25 protein-coding genes are annotated in these 26,732 nt (G+C 65.0%); 19 read left to right on the forward strand and 6 right to left on the reverse strand.

The annotated features are described in order from the left end of the window. Positions 1-2 precede the first annotated feature (2 nt). From ABIC94_RS02845 to ABIC94_RS02895, 11 genes are all read left to right on the forward strand, one after another. Entirely contained in the window at positions 3-920 is a 918-nt protein-coding gene (locus ABIC94_RS02845) for a UPF0280 family protein (RefSeq protein WP_354371165.1), read from the forward strand. A 21-nt stretch (positions 921-941) separates the two neighbouring features. Continuing rightward, positions 942-1,583, forward strand: coding sequence for an amino acid synthesis family protein (locus ABIC94_RS02850; protein WP_354371166.1), 642 nt, complete (start codon positions 942-944; stop codon positions 1,581-1,583). 34 nt (positions 1,584-1,617) lie between these two features. After that, on the forward strand, positions 1,618-2,202 hold the full coding sequence (locus ABIC94_RS02855; protein ID WP_354371167.1) for an amino acid synthesis family protein: 585 nt from the start codon (positions 1,618-1,620) through the stop codon (positions 2,200-2,202). A gap of 80 nt (positions 2,203-2,282) precedes the next feature. After that, positions 2,283-3,488: an ABC transporter substrate-binding protein gene (locus ABIC94_RS02860; protein WP_354371168.1), complete on the forward strand. Its 1,206-nt coding sequence runs from the start codon at positions 2,283-2,285 to the stop codon at positions 3,486-3,488. Positions 3,489-3,518: 30 nt separating this feature from the next. Beyond that, on the forward strand, positions 3,519-5,444 hold the full coding sequence (locus ABIC94_RS02865) for an ABC transporter permease (protein WP_354371169.1): 1,926 nt from the start codon (positions 3,519-3,521) through the stop codon (positions 5,442-5,444). A 533-nt stretch (positions 5,445-5,977) separates the two neighbouring features. Next, positions 5,978-6,784, forward strand: a complete 807-nt coding sequence (locus ABIC94_RS02870; protein WP_354371170.1) for an ABC transporter ATP-binding protein — start codon at positions 5,978-5,980, stop codon at positions 6,782-6,784. Further along, positions 6,781-7,515 (forward strand): ABC transporter ATP-binding protein, encoded by a 735-nt coding sequence (locus ABIC94_RS02875; RefSeq protein ID WP_354371171.1) that lies wholly within the window; start codon positions 6,781-6,783, stop codon positions 7,513-7,515. Before ABIC94_RS02870 ends, ABIC94_RS02875 begins: the two co-directional genes overlap by 4 nt. A 50-nt stretch (positions 7,516-7,565) precedes the next feature. Continuing rightward, on the forward strand, positions 7,566-8,288 hold the full coding sequence (gene pncA / locus ABIC94_RS02880) for a bifunctional nicotinamidase/pyrazinamidase (protein WP_354371173.1): 723 nt from the start codon (positions 7,566-7,568) through the stop codon (positions 8,286-8,288). 61 nt (positions 8,289-8,349) lie between these two features. Then, complete coding sequence (locus ABIC94_RS02885; RefSeq protein WP_354371174.1) at positions 8,350-9,510, forward strand: ABC transporter substrate-binding protein; 1,161 nt, start codon at positions 8,350-8,352, stop codon at positions 9,508-9,510. Beyond that, complete coding sequence (locus ABIC94_RS02890) at positions 9,488-9,988, forward strand: (2Fe-2S)-binding protein (protein WP_354371176.1); 501 nt, start codon at positions 9,488-9,490, stop codon at positions 9,986-9,988. Before ABIC94_RS02885 ends, ABIC94_RS02890 begins: the two co-directional genes overlap by 23 nt. Before the next feature lie 46 nt (positions 9,989-10,034). After that, positions 10,035-13,793, forward strand: coding sequence for a molybdopterin cofactor-binding domain-containing protein (locus tag ABIC94_RS02895; protein ID WP_354371178.1), 3,759 nt, complete (start codon positions 10,035-10,037; stop codon positions 13,791-13,793). A 48-nt stretch (positions 13,794-13,841) separates the two neighbouring features. Here ABIC94_RS02895 and ABIC94_RS02900 read toward each other — a convergent pair whose 3' ends face one another. Then, complete coding sequence (locus tag ABIC94_RS02900; RefSeq protein WP_354371179.1) at positions 13,842-14,291, reverse strand: hypothetical protein; 450 nt, start codon at positions 14,289-14,291, stop codon at positions 13,842-13,844. 74 nt (positions 14,292-14,365) lie between these two features. Further along, complete coding sequence (locus ABIC94_RS02905) at positions 14,366-15,424, reverse strand: MerR family transcriptional regulator (RefSeq protein ID WP_354371181.1); 1,059 nt, start codon at positions 15,422-15,424, stop codon at positions 14,366-14,368. A 212-nt stretch (positions 15,425-15,636) separates the two neighbouring features. Here ABIC94_RS02905 and ABIC94_RS02910 point away from each other — a divergent pair, with 212 nt between their 5' ends. After that, on the forward strand, positions 15,637-15,927 hold the full coding sequence (locus ABIC94_RS02910; RefSeq protein ID WP_354371183.1) for a hypothetical protein: 291 nt from the start codon (positions 15,637-15,639) through the stop codon (positions 15,925-15,927). A gap of 269 nt (positions 15,928-16,196) precedes the next feature. Here the strand turns inward: ABIC94_RS02910 and ABIC94_RS02915 are convergent, their stop codons facing one another. From ABIC94_RS02915 to oxlT, 4 genes are all read right to left on the reverse strand, one after another. Next, entirely contained in the window at positions 16,197-16,724 is a 528-nt protein-coding gene (locus ABIC94_RS02915) for a 2'-5' RNA ligase family protein (RefSeq protein WP_354371184.1), read from the reverse strand. A 118-nt stretch (positions 16,725-16,842) separates the two neighbouring features. Beyond that, entirely contained in the window at positions 16,843-17,550 is a 708-nt protein-coding gene (gene pyrF / locus ABIC94_RS02920; RefSeq protein WP_354371185.1) for an orotidine-5'-phosphate decarboxylase, read from the reverse strand. Positions 17,551-17,654: 104 nt separating this feature from the next. Continuing rightward, positions 17,655-18,128 carry a GFA family protein gene (locus tag ABIC94_RS02925; protein WP_354371186.1) on the reverse strand — a complete coding sequence of 158 codons (474 nt, stop codon included), beginning with the start codon at positions 18,126-18,128 and terminating at the stop codon, positions 17,655-17,657. Between the two features lie 119 nt (positions 18,129-18,247). After that, entirely contained in the window at positions 18,248-19,633 is a 1,386-nt protein-coding gene (gene oxlT / locus ABIC94_RS02930) for an oxalate/formate MFS antiporter (protein ID WP_354371188.1), read from the reverse strand. 216 nt (positions 19,634-19,849) lie between these two features. Between oxlT and ABIC94_RS02935 the strand changes: the two genes are divergently transcribed. The 7 genes from ABIC94_RS02935 (at position 19,850) to ABIC94_RS02965 (ending at position 26,724) form a co-directional block, all read left to right on the forward strand. Continuing rightward, positions 19,850-20,311 carry a carboxymuconolactone decarboxylase family protein gene (locus ABIC94_RS02935; protein ID WP_354371190.1) on the forward strand — a complete coding sequence of 154 codons (462 nt, stop codon included), beginning with the start codon at positions 19,850-19,852 and terminating at the stop codon, positions 20,309-20,311. A gap of 95 nt (positions 20,312-20,406) precedes the next feature. After that, entirely contained in the window at positions 20,407-21,492 is a 1,086-nt protein-coding gene (locus ABIC94_RS02940; protein ID WP_354371192.1) for an alpha/beta fold hydrolase, read from the forward strand. 75 nt (positions 21,493-21,567) lie between these two features. After that, complete coding sequence (locus ABIC94_RS02945; protein ID WP_354371194.1) at positions 21,568-22,755, forward strand: fumarylacetoacetate hydrolase family protein; 1,188 nt, start codon at positions 21,568-21,570, stop codon at positions 22,753-22,755. 134 nt (positions 22,756-22,889) lie between these two features. Continuing rightward, positions 22,890-23,993: a type VI secretion system protein TssA gene (gene tssA / locus ABIC94_RS02950; protein WP_354371195.1), complete on the forward strand. Its 1,104-nt coding sequence runs from the start codon at positions 22,890-22,892 to the stop codon at positions 23,991-23,993. Between the two features lie 104 nt (positions 23,994-24,097). Further along, positions 24,098-24,667: a type VI secretion system contractile sheath small subunit gene (gene tssB / locus ABIC94_RS02955; RefSeq protein ID WP_354371196.1), complete on the forward strand. Its 570-nt coding sequence runs from the start codon at positions 24,098-24,100 to the stop codon at positions 24,665-24,667. Positions 24,668-24,685: 18 nt separating this feature from the next. Next, on the forward strand, positions 24,686-26,194 hold the full coding sequence (gene tssC / locus ABIC94_RS02960) for a type VI secretion system contractile sheath large subunit (protein ID WP_354371197.1): 1,509 nt from the start codon (positions 24,686-24,688) through the stop codon (positions 26,192-26,194). Between the two features lie 47 nt (positions 26,195-26,241). Beyond that, entirely contained in the window at positions 26,242-26,724 is a 483-nt protein-coding gene (locus tag ABIC94_RS02965) for an Hcp family type VI secretion system effector (protein WP_354371198.1), read from the forward strand. Positions 26,725-26,732 lie beyond the last annotated feature (8 nt).

Raw genomic sequence — 26,732 nt, forward strand, 5'->3', positions numbered from 1 at the left:
CCATGACCGCCCAACGCGCCGCGCTCGACAAGAACCGCTGGCACTTCAACCATGGTCCGATCGACATCGTGGCCGAGGCGTACGGCGACCCCTACGCCGTCGCCGCCGCGCATGACGCGGCATGGGCACGCTTCGTTCACGTGCTCGACGAGCTGGTGCGCGAGCTGCCGCTGCTGCGCCTGCCCGCGAGCGACAACATCCGCCCGCGGGGCGTGGTCGCCAGACGCATGTGGAACGCGTGCGCCGCGTTCTCGCCGATGTTCATCACGCCCATGGCGGCCGTGGCCGGGTCCGTGGCCGAGGAACTCATTGCGTTCTACGACCGCCCCGGCATCGAGCGTGCCTGGATCAACAACGGTGGCGACATCGCGCTGCACCTCGCGCCGGGCCAGTCGGCGCGCGTGGGTGTGTACGCCGACCTGGCGCGCTTCGACTGGCGCAAGCATGTCGATGGTGAAGGCGGCATCCTCACCACCGACGGCCAGTTCGAAATCAAGGCCGAGCAGCCGGTGCGGGGCGTGGCCACCAGCGGCTGGCGCGGGCGCAGCTTCTCGCTGGGCATTGCCGACAGCGTGACGGTTCTCGCCGCCACCGCCGCGCAGGCCGACGCCGCCGCCACCGTGATTGCCAACGCTGTCGACGTGGACGATGCCGCCATCCAACGGCGCCCGGCGAACGAATGCAAGGACGATAGCGATCTGGGCGACATCCCGGTCACGGTCGACGTGCCGCCGCTGGCGCCTTCGCAGGTGAAAAGCGCCCTCGATACGGGGGCCATCTGCGCCAAGGTGCTGCAGAAGGGGGGGCTCGTCTGGGCCGCCCTGCTCGTTTGCCAGGGGCAGTGGCGACTTATTGAACCCTTATGCTCGAAGGCGCTGCCGACAGCGCGTCCCGATGCAGTTGGTTCAGTATTTGCTTAACGAAAAGCAAGGTTCTTTTTCATGATCGATATACGCCGCGTCTTCACCCATGTCGAGCACATCCACCACGAGTTCGGCCCGCGCGCCGACACACCGTTGGTGCGCGGTGCCATCGGCGCGGTGCTGACCAATCCGTTCGCGGGCCGCTACGAGCCCGACATCCTGCCAATGATGGCGCTGCTCGACCCGGTGGGCGTCGACATGGCGCACAGGCTGCACGCCGCCATGGACGTGCCGCTCGAGCAGATTGCCACCTATGGCAAGGGCGCCATCGTCGGTGCCGGCGGCGAACTGGAGCACTGTGCGCTCTGGCACGTGCCCGGCGGCTATGCCATGCGCGAACTGCTCGGCTGGAAGGGAAGCCGCGCCGCCTACACCGCGGGCAAGGGCGAAGAAAAAACCGGCCAGCCCGGCAACGCGCTGTCCATCGTGCCCTCGACCAAGAAGGTCGGTCCGCCCGGCGCCGCGCTCGACGTGCCGCTCACCAACATCAACGCCAGCTACGTGCGCGGCCAGTTCGATGCCATCGAAGTGCGCGTGCCCGGCGCGCCGGCCGCCGACGAGATCGTCTTCATCCTGGCCATGAGCACCGGCTACCGGGTGCATGCACGCGTGGGCGGGCTGCTCGCCAAGGACATCAGCAAATGGGACGGCCTGCGCTGAGCCGGCCCTACAGAGACAAGAAGGAACACAAGACATGACCGCCAACATCCGCAAGCTCGTCATCCAGGTCGACGAAACCCGCAAGGAAATGGGCCGCGACATCACGCCGCCCACGCGCCGCGCGGTGGCCATCGCCGTGATCGAGAACCCTTATGCGGGCCGCTTCAGCGAGAACCTCGACGAGCTGATCGCCATCGGCGAAGAGCTCGGCGCGCTGCTGGGCCAGAAGGCCGTGAAGGCACTCGGCATCGAGCCCGGCCAGGCGCAGAGCTACGGCAAGGCCGCCATCGTCGGCGAGAACGGCGAGCTCGAGCATGCGGCCGCCATCCTGCACCCCAAGCTCGGCGCGCCGTTGCGCGTGGCCGTTGAAAAGGGTGCGGCGCTCGTGCCTTCGGCCAAGAAGCGGGGCACGCTGGGCACGGCCATCGACGTGCCGCTCGGCCACAAGGACGCCGCGTTCGTGCGCAGCCACTTCGACGCCATCGAGGCCCGCGTGTCCGACGCGCCGCGCGCCAACGAGATCGTGGTGGCCGTGGCCGTCACCGACAGCGGCCGTCCGCTGCCCCGTATCGGCGGGCTGCAGGCCAGTGAAATCAAGGGTGAAGACGGGCTGCGTTAAATCCACTCATCGTTCACGCGCTTCCATCTCCACGCTCTTTCTTTTTTCTCCCTCTCTTTCTCGATCCCAGGAGTTTCACCATGAACCCATTGCGTCACGTCTTCAGCGCCGCAGCAGTTGTCACGCTGGCCACTGCCCTCGTTCCTGCCCATGCCCAGGGCGTGATCAAGATCGGCGAGGTCAACAGCTACAAGGCCCAGCCCGCCTTCCTCGAGCCCTACAAGAAGGGCATGGAGCTGGCCGTGGAAGAAATCAACGCCAAGGGCGGCGTCAACGGCCGCAAGGTCGAGCTCATCACGCGCGACGACAACGCCAACCCCGGCGACGCGGTGCGCGTGGCCGAGGAGCTGGTGGCGCGCGAGAAGATCGACGTGCTCACCGGCACCTTCCTGTCGAACACCGGCCTGGCCGTGGCCGACTTCGCCAAGCAGAAGAAAATCTTCTTCCTGGCCGGCGAACCGCTGACCGACAAGATGACCTGGCAGGGCGGCAACGAATACACCTTCCGCCTGCGCCCCGGCACCTACATGCAGGCCGCGATGCTGGTGCCCGAAGCGGCCAAGCTCAAGAAGAAGCGCTGGGCCGTCGTGTATCCCAACTACGAATACGGCCAGTCGGCCGTGGCCGCGTTCAAGACGCTGCTGAAGGCCGCGCAGCCCGATGTGGAGTTCGTCGCCGAACAGGCGCCGCCGCTCGGCAAGGTCGATGCGGGTGCCGTGGTGCAGGCGCTGGCCGATGCCAAGCCCGATGCGGTCTTCAACGTGCTGTTTGGCGCCGACCTTTCCAAGTTCGTGCGCGAAGGCAACACCCGCGGCCTCTTCAAGGACCGCACGGTGGTGAGCGTGCTGACCGGCGAGCCCGAGTACCTCGACCCGCTCAAGGACGAAACGCCCAACGGCTGGATCGTGACCGGCTACCCCTGGTACGGCATCCAGACGCCCGAGCACAAGGCCTTCTTCCTCGCGTACCACGGCAAGTACAAGGACTACCCGCGCCTGGGCTCGGTGGTTGGCTACACCATGATCAAGTCGGTGGCGGCCGGCATCGAAAAAGCAAAGAGCACCGAGACGCCCAAGCTCATTGCCGCCTTCAAGGGCCTGCAGGTCGACTCGCCCTTCGGCAAGATCAGCTATCGCGCCGAAGACCACCAGTCGACCATGGGCGCCTTCGTCGGCAAGACCAAGAACGACAACGGCAAGGGCGTGATGGTCGACTACACGTACTTCGACGGCGCCAAGTTCCAGCCGAGCGCCGCCGACGTGAAGAAGTCCCGCGCCGCAGACTGATCTTTTCTTCTCCCCGGAACGCTTGCACCCATGAGCCTCTCGTCCCTGCTGCTTCAGTTCCTCACCGGGCTGTCGTCGGCTTCGTCGCTGTTCCTCGTGGGGGCCGGCCTTTCGTTGATCTTCGGCGTCACGCGCATCGTCAACTTTGCGCATGGCTCCTTCTTCATGGTGGGCATCTACCTCGCCTACACGCTGGTCGAGAAGCTCGGCACGCTCGGCTTCTGGCCGGCCGTGCTGATCGCCGCGCTCGCGGTGGGCGTGATCGGCGCGCTGATCGAAATGGCGCTGCTGCGCCGCATCTACAAGTCGCCCGAGCTGTTCCAGCTGCTGGCCACTTTTGCACTGGTGCTCGTCATCAAGGACGCGGTGCTCTATTTCTGGGGGCCGGACGAACTGCTCGGCCCGCGTGCACCGGGCCTCTCGGGCTCGGTCGAAATCCTGGGCCGGCAGTTTCCGACCTACGACCTGTTCCTGATCGTCGTCGGCCCGGTCGTGCTCGGCCTCATGTGGCTGCTGCTCACGCGCACCCGCTGGGGCACGCTGGTGCGCGCCGCCACGCAAGACCGCGAGATGGTCAGCGCGCTGGGCGTGAACCAGGCCTGGCTGTTCACGGCCGTGTTCGCGCTCGGCGCAACCCTGGCGGCTCTCGGCGGTGCGCTGCAGCTGCCGCGCGAGCCGGCCACGCTGGCGATGGACCTCAACACCATCGGCGCGGCTTTCGTGGTGGTGGTGGTGGGCGGCATGGGCTCGATTCCCGGCGCGTACGTGGCGGCGCTGCTGCTCTCCGAAATCAAGGCGGTGTGCATCTGGCTCGGCGTGGTCGACATCTTCGGCTACAGCGTGTCGTTCTCCAAGCTCACGCTGGTGGTCGACTTCATCGTGATGGCCATCGTGCTGGTGTGGCGACCCTGGGGCCTGCTCGGCCGGCCGCAGGCGCCCAGCCGCTACGTGGGCATGCAGGAAGAGCCGCTGCGGCGCGCGAGCAAGGGCTATCTGTGGCTCGTTGCCGCGCTCGGCGTGGTGCTCATGGCCATGCCGCTGCTGACCGCCGATTCGCCCTACACCACGGTGCTGATGATCGACCTGCTGATTGCGGCACTCTTCGCGGCCAGCCTGCACTTCATCATGGGCCCGGCCGGCATGCATTCGTTCGGGCATGCGGCCTACTTCGGCCTGGGTGCCTACGGCGCCGCTTTGCTGGTACGCGCGAGCGGCATGCCGATGGAGCTGGCGCTCATCGTCGCGCCGCTGGTCGCGGCCGTCGGCGCTTTCGTCTACGGCTGGTTCGCGGTGCGGCTTTCGGGCGTGTACCTTGCCATGCTCACGCTGGCCTTCGCGCAGATCACCTGGGCCGTGGTCTACCAATGGGATTCGTTCACCGGCGGCAGCAACGGGCTCACCGGTGTCTGGCCTTCGGAGTGGCTGTCGGACAAGCGCACTTACTACTGGCTCACGCTGGTGCTCGTGGCGGCCGGCATCTTGATGCTGCGCCGCGTGCTGTTCTCGCCGTTCGGCTATGCGTTGCGCGCGGGGCGCGATTCGGTGCTGCGCGCCGATGCGATCGGCATCGACGTCAAGCGCATGCAATGGACTGCTTTCGTCGTCGCGGGCGCGGCGGCCGGGTTGGCCGGGTCGCTCTATGCTTTTTCGAAGGGCAGCATCTCGCCTGAAAGCCTGAGTGTGGACAAGTCGGTCGATGGGCTGGTGATGGTGCTGCTGGGGGGGATCCAGACGCTGGCGGGGCCGGTGGTGGGGGCTGTGACTTTCAGCTGGCTGCATGACACGGTGGCGCGCAATACGGATTACTGGCGGGCTACGCTTGGGGCGATCATCTTGCTGCTGGTGTTGTTGTTTCCGCAGGGGATTGCGGGGTTTGCGAAGCAGCTCAGTGAACGCTTGTTGCGGGGGCGTCGCCGTCAGGAAGTGGATGTTGGTTTGAAGGAGAAGCGGACGTGAGGGCTGGTTGTCTTTCGTCTGGCAGGGGTTTTGTTTTTTCCCGAGGCCGGGTCTCGCCCCGGCGGGCGACTCACTTTCTTTGCTTCGCCAAAGAAAGTAAGCAAAGAAAGGCGACCCCTACTGTCTGCGTCCCTTCGCTGCGCTACGGGCAACCTGCGGTGCTCGACTCCGGCGGGGGTCCGCAGAACTCGCTTCGCTCAAACAGCTGCGGCCCTGATCCCGCCTCCATCTGCGCTCCTCGGCACATACAGAAGGGGCGGGAGCCGACAGGCCATCGCTTCGCTCGGCCCCAAGACCAACAGCCAATCCCGACCCCCGCGAAACGCGAGCACCGCAGGTTGCCTCGTAGCGAAGCGCAGGGGTCGCAGACAGTGGGGTCGCCTTTCTTTTGCCTACGTTTCTTTGGCGAAGCAAAGAAAAGTAGGTCGCCCGCCGGGGCGAGACCCGGCCTCGGGAAGCAACGTCTTGGCACAGTTCAAGAGCCGCTAGACCTCACCCCAACCCTCTCCCAGAGGGAGAGGGAGTAAAGCCAAATGACCCTCCTCAAAGTAGACAACCTAGGCAAGTCCTTCGGCGGCGTCAAAGCCGTAGACGGCATCAGCTTCGAGCTCAAGGCAGGCGAGCTGCTGGCCCTCATCGGCCCGAACGGCGCCGGCAAGTCGACCACTTTCAACATGGTGAACGGCCAGCTCAAGGCCGACCAGGGCTCGATCGTGTTCGACGGCCATGAACTCGTGGGCCAGAAGCCGCGCGCCATCTGGCGCCTGGGCGTGGGCCGTACTTTCCAGATCGCCGAAACCTTTGCATCGCTCACCGTGGTTGAGAACGTGCAGATGGCCATGCTCTCGCACGACGGCAAGCTGTTCTCGATGTGGCGCCGCGCGGCGGATCACAAGCGCGACGAGGCGCTGGCCCTGCTCGACCAGGTCGGCATGAAGGCGCAGGCCGACCGGCCCTGCAGCGAGCTTGCGTATGGCGACGTCAAGCGTGTCGAACTCGCGATTGCGATGGCCAACGCGCCGAAGCTGCTGCTGATGGACGAACCCACCGCCGGCATGGCGCCGAAGGAGCGCAATTCGCTGATGGCGCTCACCAAGGAACTCGTGGTCCAGCGCGGCCTGGCGGTGCTCTTCACCGAGCACAGCATGGACGTGGTGTTCGCGTACGCCGACCGCATGATCGTGCTGGCCCGCGGCCGCCTCATCGCGCAGGGCAAGCCGCTCGAGATCCGGGACCACCCGAAGGTGCAGGAGGTGTACTTCGGCAGCGGCAAGACATTCGAGAAGATTGCAGAGAAAGCCGCCGAAGTGAACGCGGCCGTGGGAGCAGCAACAGCATGAGCACGCATGAAACACTGTTGAAGGCCAACGCGCTGTGCGCCTGGTACGGCGCCGCGCAGATCCTGTACGACGTCGATCTTGAAGTGCGGCGCGGCGAGGTCGTCGCGCTCATGGGCCGCAATGGCGCCGGCAAGTCGACCACGCTCAAGACGCTGATCGGCATGCTCGCCAAGCGCAAGGGCAACGTCAGCTTTCTCGGCCACGACATCTCGAAGAGCGAGCCTCATCACGCGGCGAAGCTCGGTCTGGGCTTCGTGCCTGAAGACCGCCGCGTGTTCACCGACCTCACGGTGATGGAAAACCTCGAGGTCGGCAAGCAGCCGCCGCGCCGCTGGGCCGACGGCACCGAAGCGCCGCTGTGGACGCCCGAGCGGCTGTTCAAGCTCTTTCCGAATCTGGGCGAAATGCCGAACCGCCCGGGCGGGCGAATGAGCGGCGGCGAGCAGCAGATGCTGACCGTGGCGCGCACGCTCATGGGCAACCCGTACCTGGTGCTGCTCGACGAGCCCTCCGAGGGCGTGGCGCCGGTCATCGTCGAGCAGATGGCCAACATGATCCTGGAGCTCAAGGCGCAGGGCGTGAGCATCCTGCTGTCGGAACAGAACATGCACTTCGCCGAGCTGGTGTCCGACCGCGCCTATGTGCTCGAGAAGGGCCAGATCCGCTATCACGCCACCATGGCAGAGCTCGCGGCCAACGAGGAAGTGCGCCGCGCCTACCTGAGCGTCTAGCCAGCCCACGGGCGCTTCGCTTTTTTTCTTCAACCACCGGAGCACACACCATGCACGACGCGCACCGCAGATCACTCCTCAAATCCACGGCTGCATTGAGCTTGCTCGGTGCGACCGGAACATTGTTCGCGGCGTCGAAGATCAAGCCGAACGACAAGTCCGCGCTGATCGTCATCGACGTGCAGAACTGTTTCGTCGATGGCGGCACGCTGCCCGTCAAAGGCGGCGCCGAGGTGGTGCCGGTGATCAACAAGCTGGCCGACTCGTTCCAGAACATCGTGGTCACGCAAGACTGGCACACGCAAGGCCATGCGTCGTTCGCGAGTGCGCATGCCGGCCAGAAGCCGTTCAGCAGCATCAAGCTCTCGTACGGCAACCAGGTGCTCTGGCCCGACCACTGCGTGCAGGGCACCGACGATGCGGCGCTGCACAAGGACCTGAAACTCCCCACCGCGCAGGTCATCATCCGCAAGGGCTTCAACAAGGGCGTCGACAGCTATTCCGCCTTCGAAGAGGCCGACCGCAAGACCGCCACCGGCCTGGGCGGCTATCTCAAGCAGCGCGGCATCAAGACGGTCTATGTGGTTGGTCTTGCCACCGACTTCTGCGTGGCCTGGACTGCGCTCGATGCGCGCAAGGCCGGCTTCGAGGTGTACGTGATCGAAGACGCCACGCGCGCCATCGATCTCAACGGCTCGCTCGCCGCGGCATGGAAGCAGATGACCGCCAAGGGCGTCAAGCGCATCCAGTCAGGCGACATCCAGACCGCCTGAGCACATACACCGCCACCGCGTTCCCTCGCACGACAACAACGACAACGGACTGACGATACGCATGAAGACTTCTATTTCGAGGCGCACCCTCGTGGCGGGCGGCGCAGCCCTGGCAATGGGCCCCGGACTTCTCCGTTCTGCACGCGCGGAGAACGGCGTAACCGACAGCATCATCCGCATCGGCCAGTCGGCCGTATTCAGCGGCCCGGCCAAGGACTTCGGCGTGGATTACCGCGCGGGCATCAAGCTTTACTTTGACCGCGTCAACAAGTCCGGCGGCATCAACGGCCGCAAGATCGAACTCGTCTCGTACGACGATGCCTACGATCCCGCGAAGACGGCCGTCAACACGGCCAAGCTGATCGACGAGGACAAGGTCTTCGCGCTCGCGGGCTTCGTGGCCACCGGCAACCTCGTGGCCGCGATGCCGCTGGCCGAGAAGGCCGGCGTGCCCATGTTCGCACCGCTGGTGGGCACCAGCTCGTTCCGTGCCAAGGTCAACCGCCTGCTGTTCCACGTGCGCGCCGGCTACGACGTGGAGTTGCGCAAGATCATCAGCCATCTCTCGACCATCAGCCTCTCGTCGATCGCGGTGGTCTACCAGGACAGCGCCTTCGGCAAGTCGAACCTTGCCACCTGCGAGCAGCTCGCCGCCGACTACAAGGTGCAAGTCGTGAAGGCGTTGCCGCTGGCCATTACCGCCGAAGACGCCAAGCAGGTGGTCGCCAGCCTGGCGGAGGTCAAGCCCGGCGCGGTCGTGATGATCATGGCGGGGCGCATGGTCGAGGTCTTCATACGCGACTACCGTGCGAACGGCGGGGCGGCGCCGCTCTACACGCTGTCGGTCGGCATTACCGATGCACCGGGTTCCGCCAAGCGGCTCGAGGGCAAGCTCGCGGGGCTGGTCACGGCCAGCATCGTGCCGCCGCCCGAGGCGCTGCGCGTGCCCATCGTGGCCGACTACCAGCGCGACCGCGCCGAGTTCGGTGAGAAGATCGACGGCTACACGACGCTCGAGGGCTACATTGCTTCGCGCGTGATGGTCGAAGGCCTGCGCCGCGGGGGCAAGACACTCACGCGCGACAGCTTCATCGCGGGCCTGGAGAGCATCGGCAACACGCGCTTCGGCGATTTCCCGGTCGAGTACAGCGCGAAGAACCACAACGGCTCGACGTTCGTGGACCTGGAGATGTACACCCGTGACGGCCAGTTGCGGCGTTGAGCTGCTGCAGCTGCAGGTCAACGGGCAAGCCTGTTCGTTTCCGGGCGTGCCGCGCGAGGCCACGCTGCTGCACTTGCTGCGCAACGACCTGAGCCTGAACGGGCCCAAGTACGGCTGCGGCCTGGGCCAATGCGGCGCCTGCACGGTGCATGTCGACGGCGTGGCGGCACGTGCTTGCGTGATTCCCGCGCATGGGGTGACGGGCCGCGCCATCACCACGCTCGAGGGCCTCGGCACGCGTGGCCGCTGGCATCCAGTGCAGGCGGCCTTCGAAGACGCACAGGCCGCGCAGTGCGGTTATTGCCTGAACGGCATGGTGATGCAGGCCGCGGCGCTGCTCGCGCGTGATCCGCATGCGAGCGAGGCGCGCATCCGCAGCGAGCTGTCGGGCAACCTGTGCCGCTGCGGAACGCATATTGAAATTCTGGACGCGGTGCAGCGGGCTGCCGTGCGCATGCGCGCGGAGGCAAACCGGTGAGCCGCCCGTCTTATCCCCTCTCCCAGAGGGAGAGGGAGCAAAGACCATGACACGGCGCGCCGATCTGCCGCTGACGCGCGCAGAGTTTCTCGCTGCCGACGGCGTGCTGCTGGTGGTGCGCGAAACACCACCAGCCCCTCCACCCGCCAAGGGCCAGCCCACAGCCGTAGCCGGCAACCCCATCGAAGGCGATGAAATCCTGCTCGCCGTGTGGGACGACGGCAGCGCGTCGGCACTCAACGGCCACGTCGATCTCGGCACCGGCATCCAGACCGCGCTCGCGCAGATCGTGGCCGAGGAGCTCGACCTTGGCATGCCCTGCGTGCGCATGATGCTCGGCGACACCGCGCGCACGCCCAACCAGGGCGCGACGATTGCAAGCGCCTCGATCCAGATCCACTCGCAGCCGCTGCGCCTGGCCGCCGCGCAGGCGCGCGCATGGCTGCTGGCGCGCGCGGCCGAGCGGCTCGGGGTTGCCACGGACGCACTGCAGGTGCGCAACGGCGTGGTACGCGTGGCCGAGGCGCCGGACCGCCACCTGAACTACGCCGAGCTGGTGGCGGGGCAGCGCACCGTGCTGCGGCTCGACCCCGGCGCGCAACCCAAGAACCCCGCCGACTACCGCATCGTCGGCACACGCCAGCCGCGCGTGGACATTCCCGCCAAGCTCGCGGGCGAGAGCGTGTTCGTGCACGACATGCGCGTGCCGGGCATGCTGCACGGCCGCGTGGTGCGCCCGCCGTACGCCGGCGCAGACCACGGCGAGTTCATCGGCAACACGCTCGAGTCGGTGGACGAGTCGTCCATTGCGCACATTCCGGGCATTCGCGCGGTGGTCGTGATCCGCGACTTCGTCGGCATCGTGGCCGAGCGCGAAGAGCACGCGGAGCAGGCGCTGCGCGAAATGCGCGTCACGTGGAAGCCCTGGCCCGGCATGCCGGACCTCTCCGACCTGGCGCAGGCCTTGCGCGACAACCCGTCGACGCAGCGCCTGCTGGTCGATGAAGGCGATGTCGATGGCGCGCTTGCCGCGGCCGCCCAGCCGATGCATCGCACCTATGTGTGGCCCTACCAGATGCACGCGTCCATCGGCCCTTCATGCGCGCTGGCCGAATGGCTGCCGCAGGATGACAGTGGCGTGCGGCTTCGTTGCTGGGCCGGTTCGCAAAACCCGCATGTGCTGCGCGCCGATCTCGCCAGGCTCATGGAGGTGGACGACGTGCAAATCGACGTCATCCGCATGGAAGCCGCGGGCTGCTACGGCCGCAACGGCGCCGATGACGTGGCCGCCGATGCGGCACTGCTCGCGCGCGCCGTGGGCGCGCCGGTGCGCGTGCAACTCACGCGCGAGCAGGAGCACGCCTGGGAGCCCAAGGGCGCCGCGCAACTCATGGAAGTGGATGGCGGCCTCATGGCCGATGGCCGCATTGCGGCCTACGACTTCGAAACCTCGTACCCGTCCAACGGCGCGCCCACGCTCGCGCTGCTGCTCACGCGCACCATCGAACCGGCGGCTCAGGCCTTCGAGATGGGCGACCGCACGGCGCGTCCGCCTTACAGCTACGACAACCTGCGCGTGAAGGTCAACGACATGGCGCCGATCGTGCGCGCCTCGTGGCTGCGCGGCGTGTCGGCGCTGCCGAGCTCCTTCGCGCACGAGTCTTACATCGACGAGTTGGCGAGCGCGGCGGGCGTCGATCCGGTGCAGTTCCGCTTGCGCCACCTGCACGATCCGCGCGCCGTCGAGCTCGTGCAGGCCACAGCGCAAAAAGCCGGCTGGCGTATGCGCACCGGCCCGCAGGAGAACTCCAACGACGGGCTGGGCGAGGGCGGCGACATCCTCTTCGGCCAGGGCTTTGCGTACGCGCGCTACATCCACAGCAAGTGGCCGGGCTTCGGCGCCGCCTGGGCCGCATGGGTGGCCGACGTCGAGGTCAACCGCAAGACCGGTGAAGTACATGTGCGCCGCGTGGTGGTGGGGCACGACGCGGGGCTGATGATCAACCCCGCGGGGGTCGAGCACCAGGTGCACGGCAACGTGATCCAGACGACCAGCCGCGCGTTGAAGGAAGAAGTGCAATTCGCGCCGCAGCAACAGCAAGGCACGGGTTGGAATGGTGGCGCGCAGTTGCCCGGCGTACTGCCTTCGGGCGTGGTCGCAAGCCGCGAGTGGGGCAGCTACCCGATCATCAACTTCCGCGAAGTGCCGGTGATCGAGATCATGCACATGCCGCGGCCCGGCGAGCCTTCCCTGGGGGCGGGCGAATCGTCTTCGGTGCCGGGGACTGCGGCCATTGCGAATGCGATTTTCGACGCGACGGGGGTGCGGTTTCGCGAGCCGCCGTTCACGCCGGAGAAGGTGCTGGCTGCGTTGAATCGGGAGTTTCTCCCTCCCCCTCTGGGGGAGGGCGGGGGTGGGGGCGAGCGGCGCTTGAGTGGTGACGCTGCCGTGCCCCCATCCCAACCTTCCCCCGGAAGGGGAAGGCGCAAGACGGATGCAGCCTGGCCCCAACGCAAAGGCCTCTGGGCCACCGGCGCCGCCCTCTTCATCGGCGGCATCGGCCTCATCGCCGGCCTGCTCGGCTGGCGCTCCGCCATCGCGCCGGTTTCGCTCACTGCACCGGTCTACAGCGAAGCCACCATCGAACGCGGCCGTGTGCTCGCCGCGCTCGGCGACTGCGCCGTGTGCCACACCGCACCGGGCGGCGCGCCCAGTGCGGGTGGCCGCGCGATGGAAACGCCGTTCGGTACGCTCTACACCACCAACCTCACGCCCGATGCCGACACGGGCCTGGGCCGCTGGTCGTTCAGCGCTTTTCAGCGCGCGATGCGCGAAGGCGTCTCGCGCGACGGTCATCACCTGTACCCGGCGTTTCCGTACACGGCATTCGCCAAGACGAGCGACGATGACCTGCAGGCGCTCTATGCGTACTTCATGTCCATGCCCGCAGTGCGCGCCGAAACGCTGAAGGCCGAACTGAAGTTTCCGTTCAGCATGCGGCCGTTGATGGCCGGCTGGAACGCACTCTTCCACGACCCGGCACCGCTGCAGCCGGTGGCCGCGCAAAGCGCCGAATGGAACCGCGGCGCCTACCTGGTCAACGGCCTGGGCCATTGCGGCGCATGCCACACGCCGCGCAACGCGCTCGGTGCGGAGCAGGGCGGCAGCGCATTTCTTTCGGGCGCAATGATCGACGGCTGGGAAGCCCCCGCGCTCACCGGCCTGTCGAAGTCGGCCGTGCCATGGGACGCCGACGAGCTGTACCGATACCTGCGACAGGGCCACACGCAGCGCCATGGCATGGCGGGCGGCCCCATGGCGGAGGTGGTGCGTGAACTTGCACAAGTGCCCGACGCCGACGTGCGCGCGATGGCTACGTACCTCGCGTCATTCAACCCGGCGCCGATGGCCGAGCCACAGGCCGTGGCGCAACAGGTTGTCGACACCGCCGCGCGCACGCAGGGCCAGTTGCTCGGCCCCGCGCAGCGCATGTTCGACAGCGCATGTGCATCGTGCCATCACGATGGCGACGGCCCCACGCTGCTCGGCGTGAACACGCCGCTTGCACTCAACAGCAACCTCGCGAGCGCGCGACCCGACAACCTGCTGCGCACCATCCTCGACGGCGTGCGCGCGCCCGCGAGCCGCGACATCGGCTTCATGCCCGCGTTCCGCGATGCGCTCGACGACCGGCAGATCGCCGAGCTCGCCGGCTACATGCGCGCGCGCTTCGCACCGCAAGAGCCGGCATGGACCGACCTGCAGGCGCAGGTGGCACGCGTGCGGGCGGCATCGGGGCGATGACGCTACCGGACGCGCCAGAAGCAGTTTTCGAATGAGATGCGATGCGACCTAGCTGAGAAGCGACGCAATCACGAGACCATAGGTGAGAACGCCGAGGAAAGCTGCGGCCAGCCGCTTCCAGAGGGAAGGCTGCACCGGAATCGTGGCAAGGAGAAATCCGATGGCGACTGTGGCGCCGCCTTCGAATTGCGCTTTCAAGCCATGGGTACAACGCACCGAAGTTCGTCCCCACGAGCAATACTCCGATGTCCAAATCGCCTCGACTCCAATGGCTAAGGCCGCGATTGCCAGTAGGCGAGCGAGCCAGGGAAGCATCCGAGAGAACCATTGCTCGCGTTGTGAAGGAGACCGGGTCCCTTCCGACCTCTCAATGGACGCATTTACGCGCTCCTTGGACTCGCGGATGTCCTTGAGCACAGCAAGCGCTTCGTCTTTCAGAGGTGAGGCCGGAAGAGCTTTTAACTCTTCCTCTGCATCAGTATGCAAATGAGTGCTCATGTCTGATTTGTTCCAAACGCCGTTTCTCGCTGCATTGTGCCGGCAGGCGAATGTTCGCTCCTGGCTGTAGCCTCTCACGGTACGGGCGCGCTTTTGAGACCTTCACGACGCACAGGACGCCAAGCGACGATGCCCTCCGTCCGAGCCCGTATTTCGGGCGCAGCCAGACAAGTGGCGACTGCCTCGTAACCGGGAGCACCCGGGTATGGCGCGACCCAAGTCGGCGGGCTGTGATTGGCAGGGCAGAGGATGATGGCCTCGTGAGCCCCTACGGCTGCCAAGTCCAGGAACGCACAGGAGCGCGTGATCAGGAAGAGCGGGCGTCTATCGGTCATGCGGCGACGCAGATGAGCGACCATGGCCTGCTGTGTCGCTGAATCCAGCCCTTGCTCCACCATGTCGACGATCAGGATGGCCGGGCTTTCGGCTTTCAATCCGGCAACCAAAGCGACCAAGGCGTCGGACACGGTAGCGCCGTCCTCGACGAGCCAGGCTAGCGTCTGATCGACCCGCGATCTGAGGGCCGGGTCAGCGTCGAGCCGCGCCGCGGCGCCGTCGTCTCCAACTCGCCGCTCGAGACCCAGGAAGGCCGCAGCCGGCAGAACCTCGGCCAGCCGCAGGGCCAGCCGGGTCTTGCCGCTGCCTAAAGGGCCGACGATGTAGTTCAGTGGCCGCATCTCGCGCAGCTTGAATAGCTCGCCACCCCAGGGCCACGGAAGTTCAAATTCAATGCCGAGCTCAGTGGCCGAATCCCGCAAGCGCGTCAGCTCTTCGACCGTTGGTTTCTGACCTCGTTCGAGATTGGCCCGCAGGCCTCGCACTCTCTCGATGGTGCCTGCGAGTTGACGAACGTTAGCTTCAAGCACAGATTGATGGGCGGCCAGGATGGGCTCCAAATCCTCAGCCTCGCCCTTCAACACCCGCGCCACTTGCGCAAGGCTGAGGCCGAGCGCGCGCAGGGCAACGATCTCAGTGACGCGCTGCATTTCCCCTGGGCCATAGGACCGCCATCCGGCCGCGTTACGCGCTGGGGCGACAAGGCCGCGCTGCTCGTACAGGCGCAGGGCCTTGGCAGAGACGCCAAGCCGGGCAGCGGCTTGTGCAGGACTCAGGAAGCGAACGGACGAGTTCAAGAATCACCTCATGGTTGAACGAAGTCCTGTCTTTGTAAAGGCGGCCACTGGGGCCGGGTCAAGTGAATCTTCGGTCCGGTCCGGGTGAATGACTTTGGAAGCCGCAGTTTCTGCTTCTGAATACCGCCGCGATGGCTGAGTCACTACTGGGCTCCACCAGCGCCTGCCAACCGGGAGCAGGCCGAGCTCAATAGCACGCGCGAATAAACCCTGTGGAATCCGAGCAGAGCCTTGAACGGGAAGCTCATTCGCCGCTCGCCGGTGGTTCGGTCGACCGAAGGGACTACGGCGGAGCCGAAGAAGAGCTTGGTACCTGCCGCGGTAGGCTCGACCATAAGCCACGACCGCGTCTGACCGGCGAGATCGCACATGAGCAACTGGGTCGTCGTCTGTTCCTCGATCCGCCATGCGGCGAACTCTCCAATCTCACCTCGCGCAAGCTGGCGAGCCTGCGCATCCGTGGAGGCCCTGGAAAGGAAAATCCCAATCAGCGCTCGCTCTAACTTGAATACGCCGCTGGTGTAGAACGCCTCGACGAACCGCGCCTGTGAAACTGAAGTGGCTGAATCGGCTGCGTAGCAGTCCGTGTATGCGCCGTTTTTCGCGTACGCGGCGAGTAGCGCCCCGGGTGGCAGAGGGAAAGGGTAAACGCGCGTCAAATCAAATCCCCGGTGGCGCAGTTTGAATGCCGGCTCGACGGAGAATTCTGCCTTGCTTCGAAGCTCCGCTCCTGGCCGCATTCTGTCCTATCGTCTCCACCGAAAAGAACGACTTATGCATCGGCTGCCGCCAGGTGGAAGACATGCATCTCTTCCCAGCGGCCTGTTGAGTTTTCGATCAGCACAACGGAGGCGCAATCCGCCTTGATCCCTCCAGATGCATCTAATCGCCCTTGCAACTCAGCAGCGGCTGCATCGGCCTCGGATGGATTCCCATGCGCAACAGTAAGGTGCGGAACCACTCCTTCGTGCTCTCCTCCGTACGGCCGAAAATCTGAAAAGACGTCCACGAGCGCCTTGGTCATGGCGATGAACGGCTCGGGAGGTTCCGGCGCGAGATACGCGGTCGCGGGAAAGCGCGCCACCCTGTCCAGCGAAAAGGAGAAAGCGGCGACTCGATTCAATGCGTGTTGCGCTCGGTCCAGTACGGCAGGCGTAATGTGCTGAGGGTCCATGAACGGCACAAGCACAGTGATATGCGCTGGCACGCCCAGCTTCGTCGTCGCGTCGAAGCGCTTCCGAAGATCACCGACGAGCGGCTCGGCCGAGGGCACTTTGACAGCAAACGCGGATATCGCCATGGCCTGATGGTATTCAACAGGCGGCGATGTGCCGGAAGGTCCGGTTGTGGCCGACTGTGCCGGTTGCGACCGGCAGAGCTTGAGAGCCCGGAAGAGTCATGCCTCGCTGCTGCAGCGGTCACGAGGAGGCGGCTTCATCCACCTGCGCCTGGATGACCGCGAACGTCTGAGACGGACTCACCGAGCGAGAGATGGAACGTCCGACGACGATGTGGCTCGCGCCCCAACGTACTGCGTCGAAAGGCGTAGCCATTCGTGCTTGGTCATTCTTTGCATCGGTTCGCAGTTGCGTGCCCGGGGTAACGATGAGCATTTCCGCCGGGAGAAGGCCGCGGAGCAGCAGCGCCTCTTGGGCTGAAGCGACCACGCCGTGGCAGCCGGCCGCGGCCGCCAGCTTGGCGAGTCGAACGACTTGCTCTCGGACCGTAGCGTTCAAGCCCAGTTCCGTGAGGTCCTCGTCTCGCAAACTCGTGATGACCGTCAGTGCCAGGACTTTCAATTGGGGGTATGGGCGAGCAGCTTCCACCGCGGCCTGCAGCACAGCAGAGCCCCCAGATGCATGAACGGTGACCATCGACGCCCCCAAAGCACCGGCCGCCGCCACCGCACCGGCCACTGACGTGGGTATTTCGTGGAGCTTCAAGTCTAGAAAGACTTCCTTGCCGCCTGCAATCAGCGTTCGGACCACGGCCGGGCCCACCGCAGTCAGCAGTTGAAGGCCGACCTTGTAGAACTGTGCCGGCGGTCCGAGCTCCTCCACCAACTCCAGTGCTTCACCGGCCGAGTCGAAGTCAAGCGACACGATGATGTTGTTCTTCCGTGGCATCGCGGTGTGCAAAGTGAAGGGCTCGTTCGGATGACCGGTCCTGGTCGGCTGTAGTCAGATGCTACGGCCGGCAGATCGTCGAGACGTTGAGCATCGTTGAGTTGCTACCGGGCCATGACTGGTGCTGGGTACCTGGCAGGATGCTCCGGCTGCCCTTCAGGGGTCAGCCTTGCCTTCGCAAAGCAGTCAATCTCGGCAGGCAGGGCGACTCCCGACTGCGCCGAGCGGGTCCAGATGTTCGCTGCTACCTCCACTGCATTGGGGTTGTCGTAGCAACCCCGCGAGACTGCGCGGAGATTGGGCCAGCGCTCAAAGGTAAGGCCGATGGTCGTTCCGCAAGTTGGGCAGAATTCAACGTAGACGCTTCTCCCGCTTGCATCCGATGTGTGCTTGTACTTGCGTACCTCCCCATCGTTGAACTCGACTGCCTCAATGGGGAACACGGAGTTGGCATAGAACGAGGAGCCCGTCATCCGCTGACAGAAAGTGCAGTGACAAACAAGGGTTCTAAGCGGCGCCTGTTTGACGTGGAACCTGACCGCTCCGCAGAGGCAGCCACCGTCAAGAACAAGCGACATCGTGAAGCTCCTGGTTCAATTCTTTGATGATGCGAGGCGGCATCTTTGAATCCTGCCACAGGTCTGACCGTCCGCTTCCGCTGCCGACAGCACTCATTCAAAGCAACGAAGTTTCGGTTCTATTTCTCCACCGCACTTGGCCGATTGGTGTCAGGCATTCGTCCCATCATGTTCTCATTCCCCGCCTCGATCGTCCTCCGGCGCATCGGTGCGAGGAGCAGCTTGGCGGCAATGCCAGCGCCGATCGACACCACGGCAGCCACCAGGAATACGCGGTCCCAATTGCCGCCCGCGGCGAGTACCGAACCGAGCGGCACGAACAGCGACGCGGTGCCCTTGGCCGTGTACATGGTGCCGGCGTTGCTGGCGGCATTCTTGCCCCCGAAGGTATCGGCCACCAGCGCCGGAAAGATCGAGTAGATCTCGCCCCAGAACAGGAACACGAGCGCCGCGAAGGTCATGAAGGCCGCAGGTTGATGGCCGTACAGCTTCAAGCCGAGCAGCGCCAACCCTTCGCCGACGAAGACCAGCAGCATCGTGTTCTCTCGACCGATCCTGTCCGAGACGAAGCCGCACAGCGGCCGGGTGAAGCCGTTCGCCAGGTTGTCGATGGCAAGCGTCATGGTCAGCAGCGGCATCGACATGCCGAGGAAGTGCATCGGCAACTTGTCGATGTGAAAGTCCTTCGCGATCGGGCCGATCTCTGCCGTCGCCATGAGTCCGCCGGCGGCCACCAGCACGAACAGCAGATAGGTGAGCCAGAAGACAGGCGTCTTCATCATCTGCGCGGGCGTGTAGTCGACCTTGGTCATGACCAGGCGGGTTTGCGCGGCCACGCCCTTGGGCGCAAAGGGCTTCGCCATGAACATCGCGAGCACGAGGATGCAGCCTCCCTGCAGGATGCCGAAGTACACGAAGGTGTGTTCGTAGCCCGTGCTCTGGATCATGTTCGCAATCGGGATCACGGTGAGCGCCGCGCCGGCACCGAACCCGGCCGCCGTGAGGCCCGCGGCCAGACCGCGCTTGTCAGGGAACCACTTCAACGCGTTGCCTACGCAGGTGCCGTAAACGCAACCGGCGCCAACGCCGGAGATCACGGCGGCCGTATAGAGCATGGGCAGCCCGTCGGCATAGGCATTGAGAATCCAGCCCAGTGCGGCGAGCACCGCGCCGGAGGCCACCACTGGGCGGGGGCCGAAGCGATCGACAAGCCAGCCTTCGACGGGCACCAGCCAGGTCTCCACCACGACAAAGATCGAGAAGGCAATCTGGATCGCGCCCAAGCCCCAGTGATGCTTGGCTTCCATCGGGGCGACGAACAGGGTCCAGCCGTATTGGACGTTGGCGATCATCGCCATGCAGACGATGCCCAGTGCGAGCTGCACCCAGCGCAACGAACTGCTCGGGGCGGTTGTGGTGGTGGTAGTAGTGGCCGTGGCGGCCGCGTGGGGGGTGGTGGCGATGGCTGCGCGCGAAGGCGTGCCATCCCTGGGCTGAGGGATCATGAGAAGAACCTTTCCTTTGTCTCTTTGTGGAGTCTGTAGTTGTGGAAAGCCATCGAATCGCCGCACTCGCGTGCGATCGATCCGAAGGGGCAATGTCCGGGCGATCGCAGGAAAAACTCTTGACCTGCGTCAAGATTGCCGCCGCCTGTCACAAAACGATGTGCCTGCGCGTCTAAGAGGTGTTTCCCCCAACCCTCAAGCTACAAGGAGCTCACAATGTCCTCAGCCCGACTCGACTACCACGCCCTCGCGCCCGCCGCAGCGCGCGCCGGCGCCCAGTTTTCCCACGCCGCCGGCAGCACGCTGGACAAGCGCCTGCGTGAATTGGTGAACTTGCGCATCAGCCAGATCAACGGCTGTGCCTTCTGCATCGACATGCATTGGGCCGACCTGGTCAAGCAGGGCATGGATCCCCGCCATGTCAACGCTGTCGCCGGTTGGCGTGAGGCGGCACGCTTCTTCAGCGAAGCCGAGCGCGCCGCGTTCAACTGGGCGGAGGCCGTCAATGCGGTGCCGCAGCGCACGCCCAGCGACGCGGACTTCGATGCAGTGAAGCGGCATTTCAGTGATGCGCAGATCGCGGACCTCACGTTCGCGGTCTGCGCCATACGCTCGTGGAACATGCTCAATGCCAGCTTCCACATGCAGGTGCCCGAAACGCCATACACGGTCGGCTGAATCCGGCCGGCCGGCGGCGAGGACCGACGCCCTTCGTGGTGCGGCAGATGTGGCTTTCGCGGTAAATTGTGCTCAAACCACAGGAGACGACCGGCATGCCCACTGTTCCACACTTCAACCGGTTCGCCTTGCGAGCCGCCTTGTACTCCTGCCTGGCGATGCTCGCGTTGACGAGCCGGGCCGCCGATTACCCGGCGCCCAAGGAGGGCAGCTGGATCGCCAAGGACTTTCGCTTTCACACCGGCCAAGTCATGCCGGAACTGCGCCTGAACTACGTCACCATTGGCGCGCCCAGCGGCGAGCCGGTGCTGATCCTGCATGGAACCACCGGCTCGGCAGCAAGCATGCTGACACCCGCATTTGCCGGCGAGCTGTTCGGCGTGGGCCAGCCGCTGGATGCCACCCGCTACTACATCATCATTCCCGACGGTTTGGGAACGGGCAAGTCGGCCCGCCCGTCAGATGGCCTGCGCGCCAGCTTTCCCCGCTACAACTACGACGACATGGTGGACGCACAGTACCGGCTCGTCACCGAGCACCTTGGCGTCAAGCACCTCCGAGCGATCATCGGCAATTCCATGGGGGGCATGCACGCCTGGATGTGGGGCGCGAAGTACCCTGGTGCGATGGACGCGTTGGTGCCGATGGCGTGCCAGCCTACCGAAATGTCCAGCCGCAACTGGATGACGCGCCGGCTGCTGACGGAGTCCATCCGCAGGGATCCGGAGTGGAACAACGGCAACTACACCACTCAGCCTCGCAGCGCGCAGTTTGCCTCCGTGTTCTTCGCCACCGCCACCAACGGCGGCAACCTGGCGATGTACAAGGCCGCGCCGACGCGAGCCCAGGCGGACAAGCTGCTGGAGACGCGCCTGGGTGCGCCCTTCACTGCGGATGCAAACGACATCCTTTACCAATGGGAAGCGTCCGCCGACTACAACCCATCCCCCGGGCTGGAACGCATTCAGGCTGCCGTGCTCGCCATCAACGCCGCCGACGACGAGCGCAATCCTCCTGAGACCGGGATCATGGAACGTGAAATGAAGCGCGTGAAAAATGGCCGCTACTACCTGATTCCGGCCAGCGACCGAACCACCGGGCACGGAACCACGGGCCAGGCGACGTGGTGGAAGGCGCAGCTTGCGGAACTGCTGCAAAAAGCGCCGAGACGGGGGTTGTAATCAATATCGCTACCGCCTTCCTGTGGAAGCCCGGCGCTACGATCACCTACTTACATACCGAAGAGAGACAACTCCATGCCGCTGAACCTCGACACCTCCTCGAGCCTCCCGCAAGACGCCGCGCGTGCCACGCTGGTCGGCCGCCTTTGGCAACCCGGCGTCGGGCCGGTGCTGGTGGCCGTCCATGAGGGCGGGCTGCACGACCTTTCCCAGCTTGCGCCCACGATGAGCGACCTGCTCGAAGCGAAGGAATCGCCCTCCGACGCGGTGCGGCGCGCGCTGCAGGGCGGCCAGGCCCCGCGCATCGCCTCGCTCGACGAGGCCATTGCCAACAGCGACGCAACCGCGCGCGACGAAGCGAAGCCCTGGCTCCTGGCGCCCTGCGACCTGCAGGCCATCAAGGCCAGCGGCGTGACCTTCGTCGAGAGCCTGCTCGAGCGCGTGATCGAAGAGCAGGCGCGCGGCGATGCGTCGCGCGCCGAAGCCACGCGCGCGGCGCTCGGCGGCGTGCTCGGCGACAACCTTGCGGGCATCGTGCCGGGATCGGCCGAGGCCGCAAAGGTGAAGGAGGTGCTGCTGGCGCAGGGCGCATGGTCGCAGTACCTCGAAGTGGGCATCGGCCCCGACGCAGAGATCTTCACGAAGGCTCCGGTTCTCTCTTCGGTGGGCACTGGCGCCGACATCGGCATTCATGCCGCTTCAGTGTGGAACAACCCCGAGCCCGAAGTCGTGCTTGCAGTCAACAGCCGCGGCCAAACGCTGGGCGCGGCGCTCGGCAACGACGTCAACCTGCGCGACTTCGAAGGCCGCAGTGCGCTGCTGCTCGGCAAGGCGAAGGACAACAACGCTTCCTGCGCCATCGGTCCGTTCATCCGTTTGTTCGATGCGCACTTCGGCATCGACGACGTGCGCCGCATCACGGTGGCGCTCGAAGTCACGGGCCCCGAAGGCTTCAAGCTCGAAGGCTCGAGCTCGCTCTCGAAGATCAGCCGCGACCCGCTCGACCTGGTTTCGCAGGCCATTGGCGTGCACCACGACTACCCCGACGGCCTCATGTTGTTTCTGGGCACGATGTTCGCGCCGACACAAGACCGTCACGGTCCTGGGCAAGGATTCACCCATGTCGTCGGTGACCGCGTACGCATCGCCGCACCGGAACTCGGCGCTCTCGTGAATCGCGTGGTCCATTCGGATCAGGCGCCCCGGTGGACTTTTGGGTTAAGCGCACTGATGCGCAATCTTGGTGGGCGCGGATTGCTGTAACCGTTCTTTCTACGCTTTAAGAGGAGTTGTACTCCTTTGTAATTCATAGGCAGCACGTAGCAATGTGTTGCTGTTGACCGCGCTTCGCGTTCCCCTCAAGATAACCATTGTTGATGGTTGTTAATAAAAGGGAGATGGGGTTGTCGCCGAGCGAGATCGAACTACTGCAGTCGCCTGTTGAAGGCCCGCTTCCGTGCGGCGAAGACCTCGAATACGACCCCGACTTCATGGCGTTGCAGCAAGCAACGACCGGAAAACGGGAGCAGCAGTTCGGCTCCACCATCATCCCTGCCGAGCCGCCCGACTGGGCTCGCGTCGAACGCATTGCGAAGCAGCTGTGCCAGCGCACGCGTGATCTGCGCGTGCTGGTTCCATTGACGTTGGCGTGGACCGAAAACCGAGGGCTGTCCGGCTACGTCGACGGGCTGCGGCTGGTCGATGGCGTTCTGCAAAAGTTTTGGGACGACGTGCATCCGCGCGTTGTCGATGAGGGTTTCGAAGACCCGCTGCCACGCATGAATGCGTTGGCCGCATTGGCCGAAGCCGAGGGACTCGGGCGCAGCGTGCGCGATGCGCGCCTGCTCGAAGACGCCGGTGCGTCGATGAGCCTGCGGCAGATCGAGGCGCTGCTCGATTCGAGCAAGGCCGACCAGATCGATTACCCCGGCGGCATCGGCCGGCTGCGGGAGGCGGCGCGCCGCGCGCAGGAGAAATCGGCGCCGCCGGTGATGGCATTGCACGCGGCGCTGGAGTTGCTGCAGCGAATTCGCGAGACCTCGGAGCGAGCGCTCGGACAAAGCTGGGCGCCCGATTTTTCGAGGCTCGAGCGCTCTCTTCGCACCGTGGCCCAGCTGCTGCCCGAACAGGCCCGGCCGGCGGCGGCCGAAGCGTTGCAGGCTGCCGATGGCCATGACACGGCGCAACCCGCTTCAGCGTCAGCGGGCCAAAGCGCCGCAGGTGCTGCAAACGCAAACGCAAACGGCACGTCCGGCGGCCAGCGGCCGGCAAGCATTAAAGATATTGAAATATCGAATCGTGATGATGTGCAGGTGTTGTTGGAAAAGGCGTGCCAGTACATGGAGCGCACCGAGCCCAGCCACCCGGCACCGATGCTCATCCGAAGAGCGCAAAGGCTGCTGGACCTCAACTTCTTCCAGATCATCGAAGAACTCGTGCCCGAGGGCTTGCAGAAGATTGAAAGCCTGGCGGGGCGACCCCTGAGCAATGGCGCCGAGTAGAGGTACCGCCCGATAGCAAGGCAGGCAAGACAGCGCGAGACGCAGGTTCAAATGTAGACAGAGTCAGCTCCGACCCACACGCATAGAGATTCAAGAGGAAGCTTATGGCAGACAACCGTGTCAGAAACAGTGGACAGAAGTTCATCGCGCGCAACCGCGCGCCGCGCGTGCAGATCGAGTACGACGTCGAGATCTACGGCAGCGAACGCAAGATCCAGCTGCCCTTCGTGATGGGCGTGATCGCCGATCTCGCGGGCAAGCAGGTCGATCCGATGCCCGACCTGGCCGATCGCGATTTCATGGCCGTGGACATCGACAACTTCGACGACCGCATGAAGTCGATCAAGCCGCGCGTGGCCTTCCAGGTGCCCAACACCCTCACGGGCGAAGGGCAGATGAACGTCGACATCACCTTCGACAGCATGGACGACTTCTCGCCCGCGCGCATTGCCCGCCAGGTGGGCGCGCTGCAGCATCTGCTCGAAGCGCGCACCGAGCTTTCGAACCTGCTGTCCTACATGGACGGCAAGAACGGCGCCGAGCAGCTGATTGCCCAGGCGCTGCAGAACCCGGAGCTGCTCAAGTCGCTCGCGTCTGCGCCCAATCCCGCCGTTGCCAAGGCGGTGGAAGCGGCGAACGAAAAGTCGGGCGCCCCCGGCACGTCTTCCGAGTAAGCCGACAGGACCTCCATCATGAGCACCGCACCCAAACAGACAGCGCGCGCGCAGACCGTCACCATCGATGCGCTGGCGCCCAACGAGTTCTCCGACCTGCTGCAGCGAGAGTTCAAGCCCAAGACCGACCAGGCCCGCGAGGCGGTGCAAAGCGCCGTCAAGACCCTGGCGGTGCAGGCGCTCGAAAGCACCGTCACCATCTCGAACGATGCCTACCGCACCGTGCAGGCGATCATCACCGAGATCGACCGCAAGCTGTCCGAGCAGATCAACCAGATTCTTCACCACGAAGACTTCCAGCAGCTCGAAGGCGCATGGCGCGGCCTGCACTACCTGGTCAACAACACCGAGACCGACGAACAGCTCAAGATCCGCGTGATGTGCGCGTCGAAGCGCGAAGTGGCGCGCTCGCTCAAGCGCCACAAGGGCATAGGCTGGGACCAGAGCCCGCTGTTCAAGAAAATCTACGAACACGAATACGGCCAGTTCGGCGGTGAGCCCTTCGGTGCGCTCATCGGCGACTTCCACTTCGACCACAGCCCGCCCGACGTCGAGATGCTCGGCGAAATGGCGAAGATCGCCGCGGCCGCGCATTGCCCCTTCATTGCCGGTGCATCGCCCACCGTGATGCAGATGGATTCGTGGCAGGAACTCTCCAACCCGCGCGACCTGACCAAGATCTTCCAGAACACCGAGCACACCGCATGGCGTTCGCTGCGCGAATCGGAAGACGCGCGCTATATCGGCCTGGCCATGCCGCGTTTCCTGGCGCGCCTGCCGTATGGCGCGCGCACCAATCCGGTCGACGAGTTCGAGTTCGAGGAAGAAACCGATTCGGCCCTGCACAACCGCTACACCTGGGCCAACTCGGCCTATGCCATGGGTGTGAACATCAACCGCTCGTTCAAGCAGTACGGCTGGTGCACGTCCATTCGCGGCGTGGAGTCGGGCGGTGCGGTCGAGAACCTCCCGACCCATACCTTCCCGACCGACGACGGCGGCGTGGACATGAAGTGCCCGACCGAGATCGCCATCAGCGACCGGCGCGAGGCCGAGCTCGCCAAGAACGGATTCATGCCGCTGGTGCACCGCAAGAACTCCGACTTTGCGGCCTTCATCGGCGCGCAGTCGCTGCAGCAGCCGGCCGAGTACTACGACGCGGACGCCACGGCCAATGCCAACCTGGCGGCGCGCCTGCCGTACCTGTTCGCATGCTGCCGCTTTGCGCACTACCTGAAGTGCATCGTGCGCGACAAGATCGGTTCGTTCCGCGAGCGCGAGGACATGGAGCGCTGGCTCAACGACTGGATCATGAATTACGTGGACGGCAGCCCAGGCACGTCGTCCCAGGATACGAAGGCAATGAAGCCGCTGGCGGCGGCGGAAGTCCAGGTGGAGGCCATCGAGGACAACCCGGGCTACTACGCCGCCAAGTTTTTTCTCCGGCCGCACTATCAGCTCGAAGGGCTGACGGTGTCGTTGCGGCTGGTTTCGAAGCTGCCATCCAACAAGAAGGACAGCAGCTAGTTCAACGGTGTCCCGCAATCGGGCATATATAACTTTGGGGGTTAATCATGGCAGTAGACATGTTCATGCGCGTTGAGGGCGCAAACGGCGAATCCAAGGACTCGAACCATAAGGACTGGACGGATATCAAGTCGTTTGCATGGGGAGCGACGCAGCCTGGAAACATGGTCAGCGGCGGTGGCGGCGGTGTGGGCAAGGCGAGCTTCAACGACCTGCAGGTTCTTGCGCGCATCGACAAGGCGGCCCCGTCCGTCATGAAGAACTGCGCCAGCGGCAAGCACCTGAGCAAGGTCGAAGTGTCGGTGTGCAAGGCGGGCGGCTCGCAGATCGAGTACACGCGCGTCACGCTGGAAGAAGTGCTGGTGACCTCGGTGCAGTACACGGCCGAGCAGGGCAGCGATGCGGTGCTGGTGCAGTTCGCATTCCAGGCCGCCAAGGTCAAGCAGCAGTACTGGGAACAGACCGACAAGGGCGGCAAGGGCGCTGAAACCGTGCTGGCCTGGAACATCAAGGAAAACAAGGAATCCTGATTTTCCTG

Origin of the sequence: Variovorax paradoxus (genome assembly GCF_040544635.1) — a bacterium.
In the GTDB taxonomy this organism is placed as follows: Bacteria; Pseudomonadota; Gammaproteobacteria; order Burkholderiales; family Burkholderiaceae_C; genus Variovorax; species Variovorax paradoxus_R.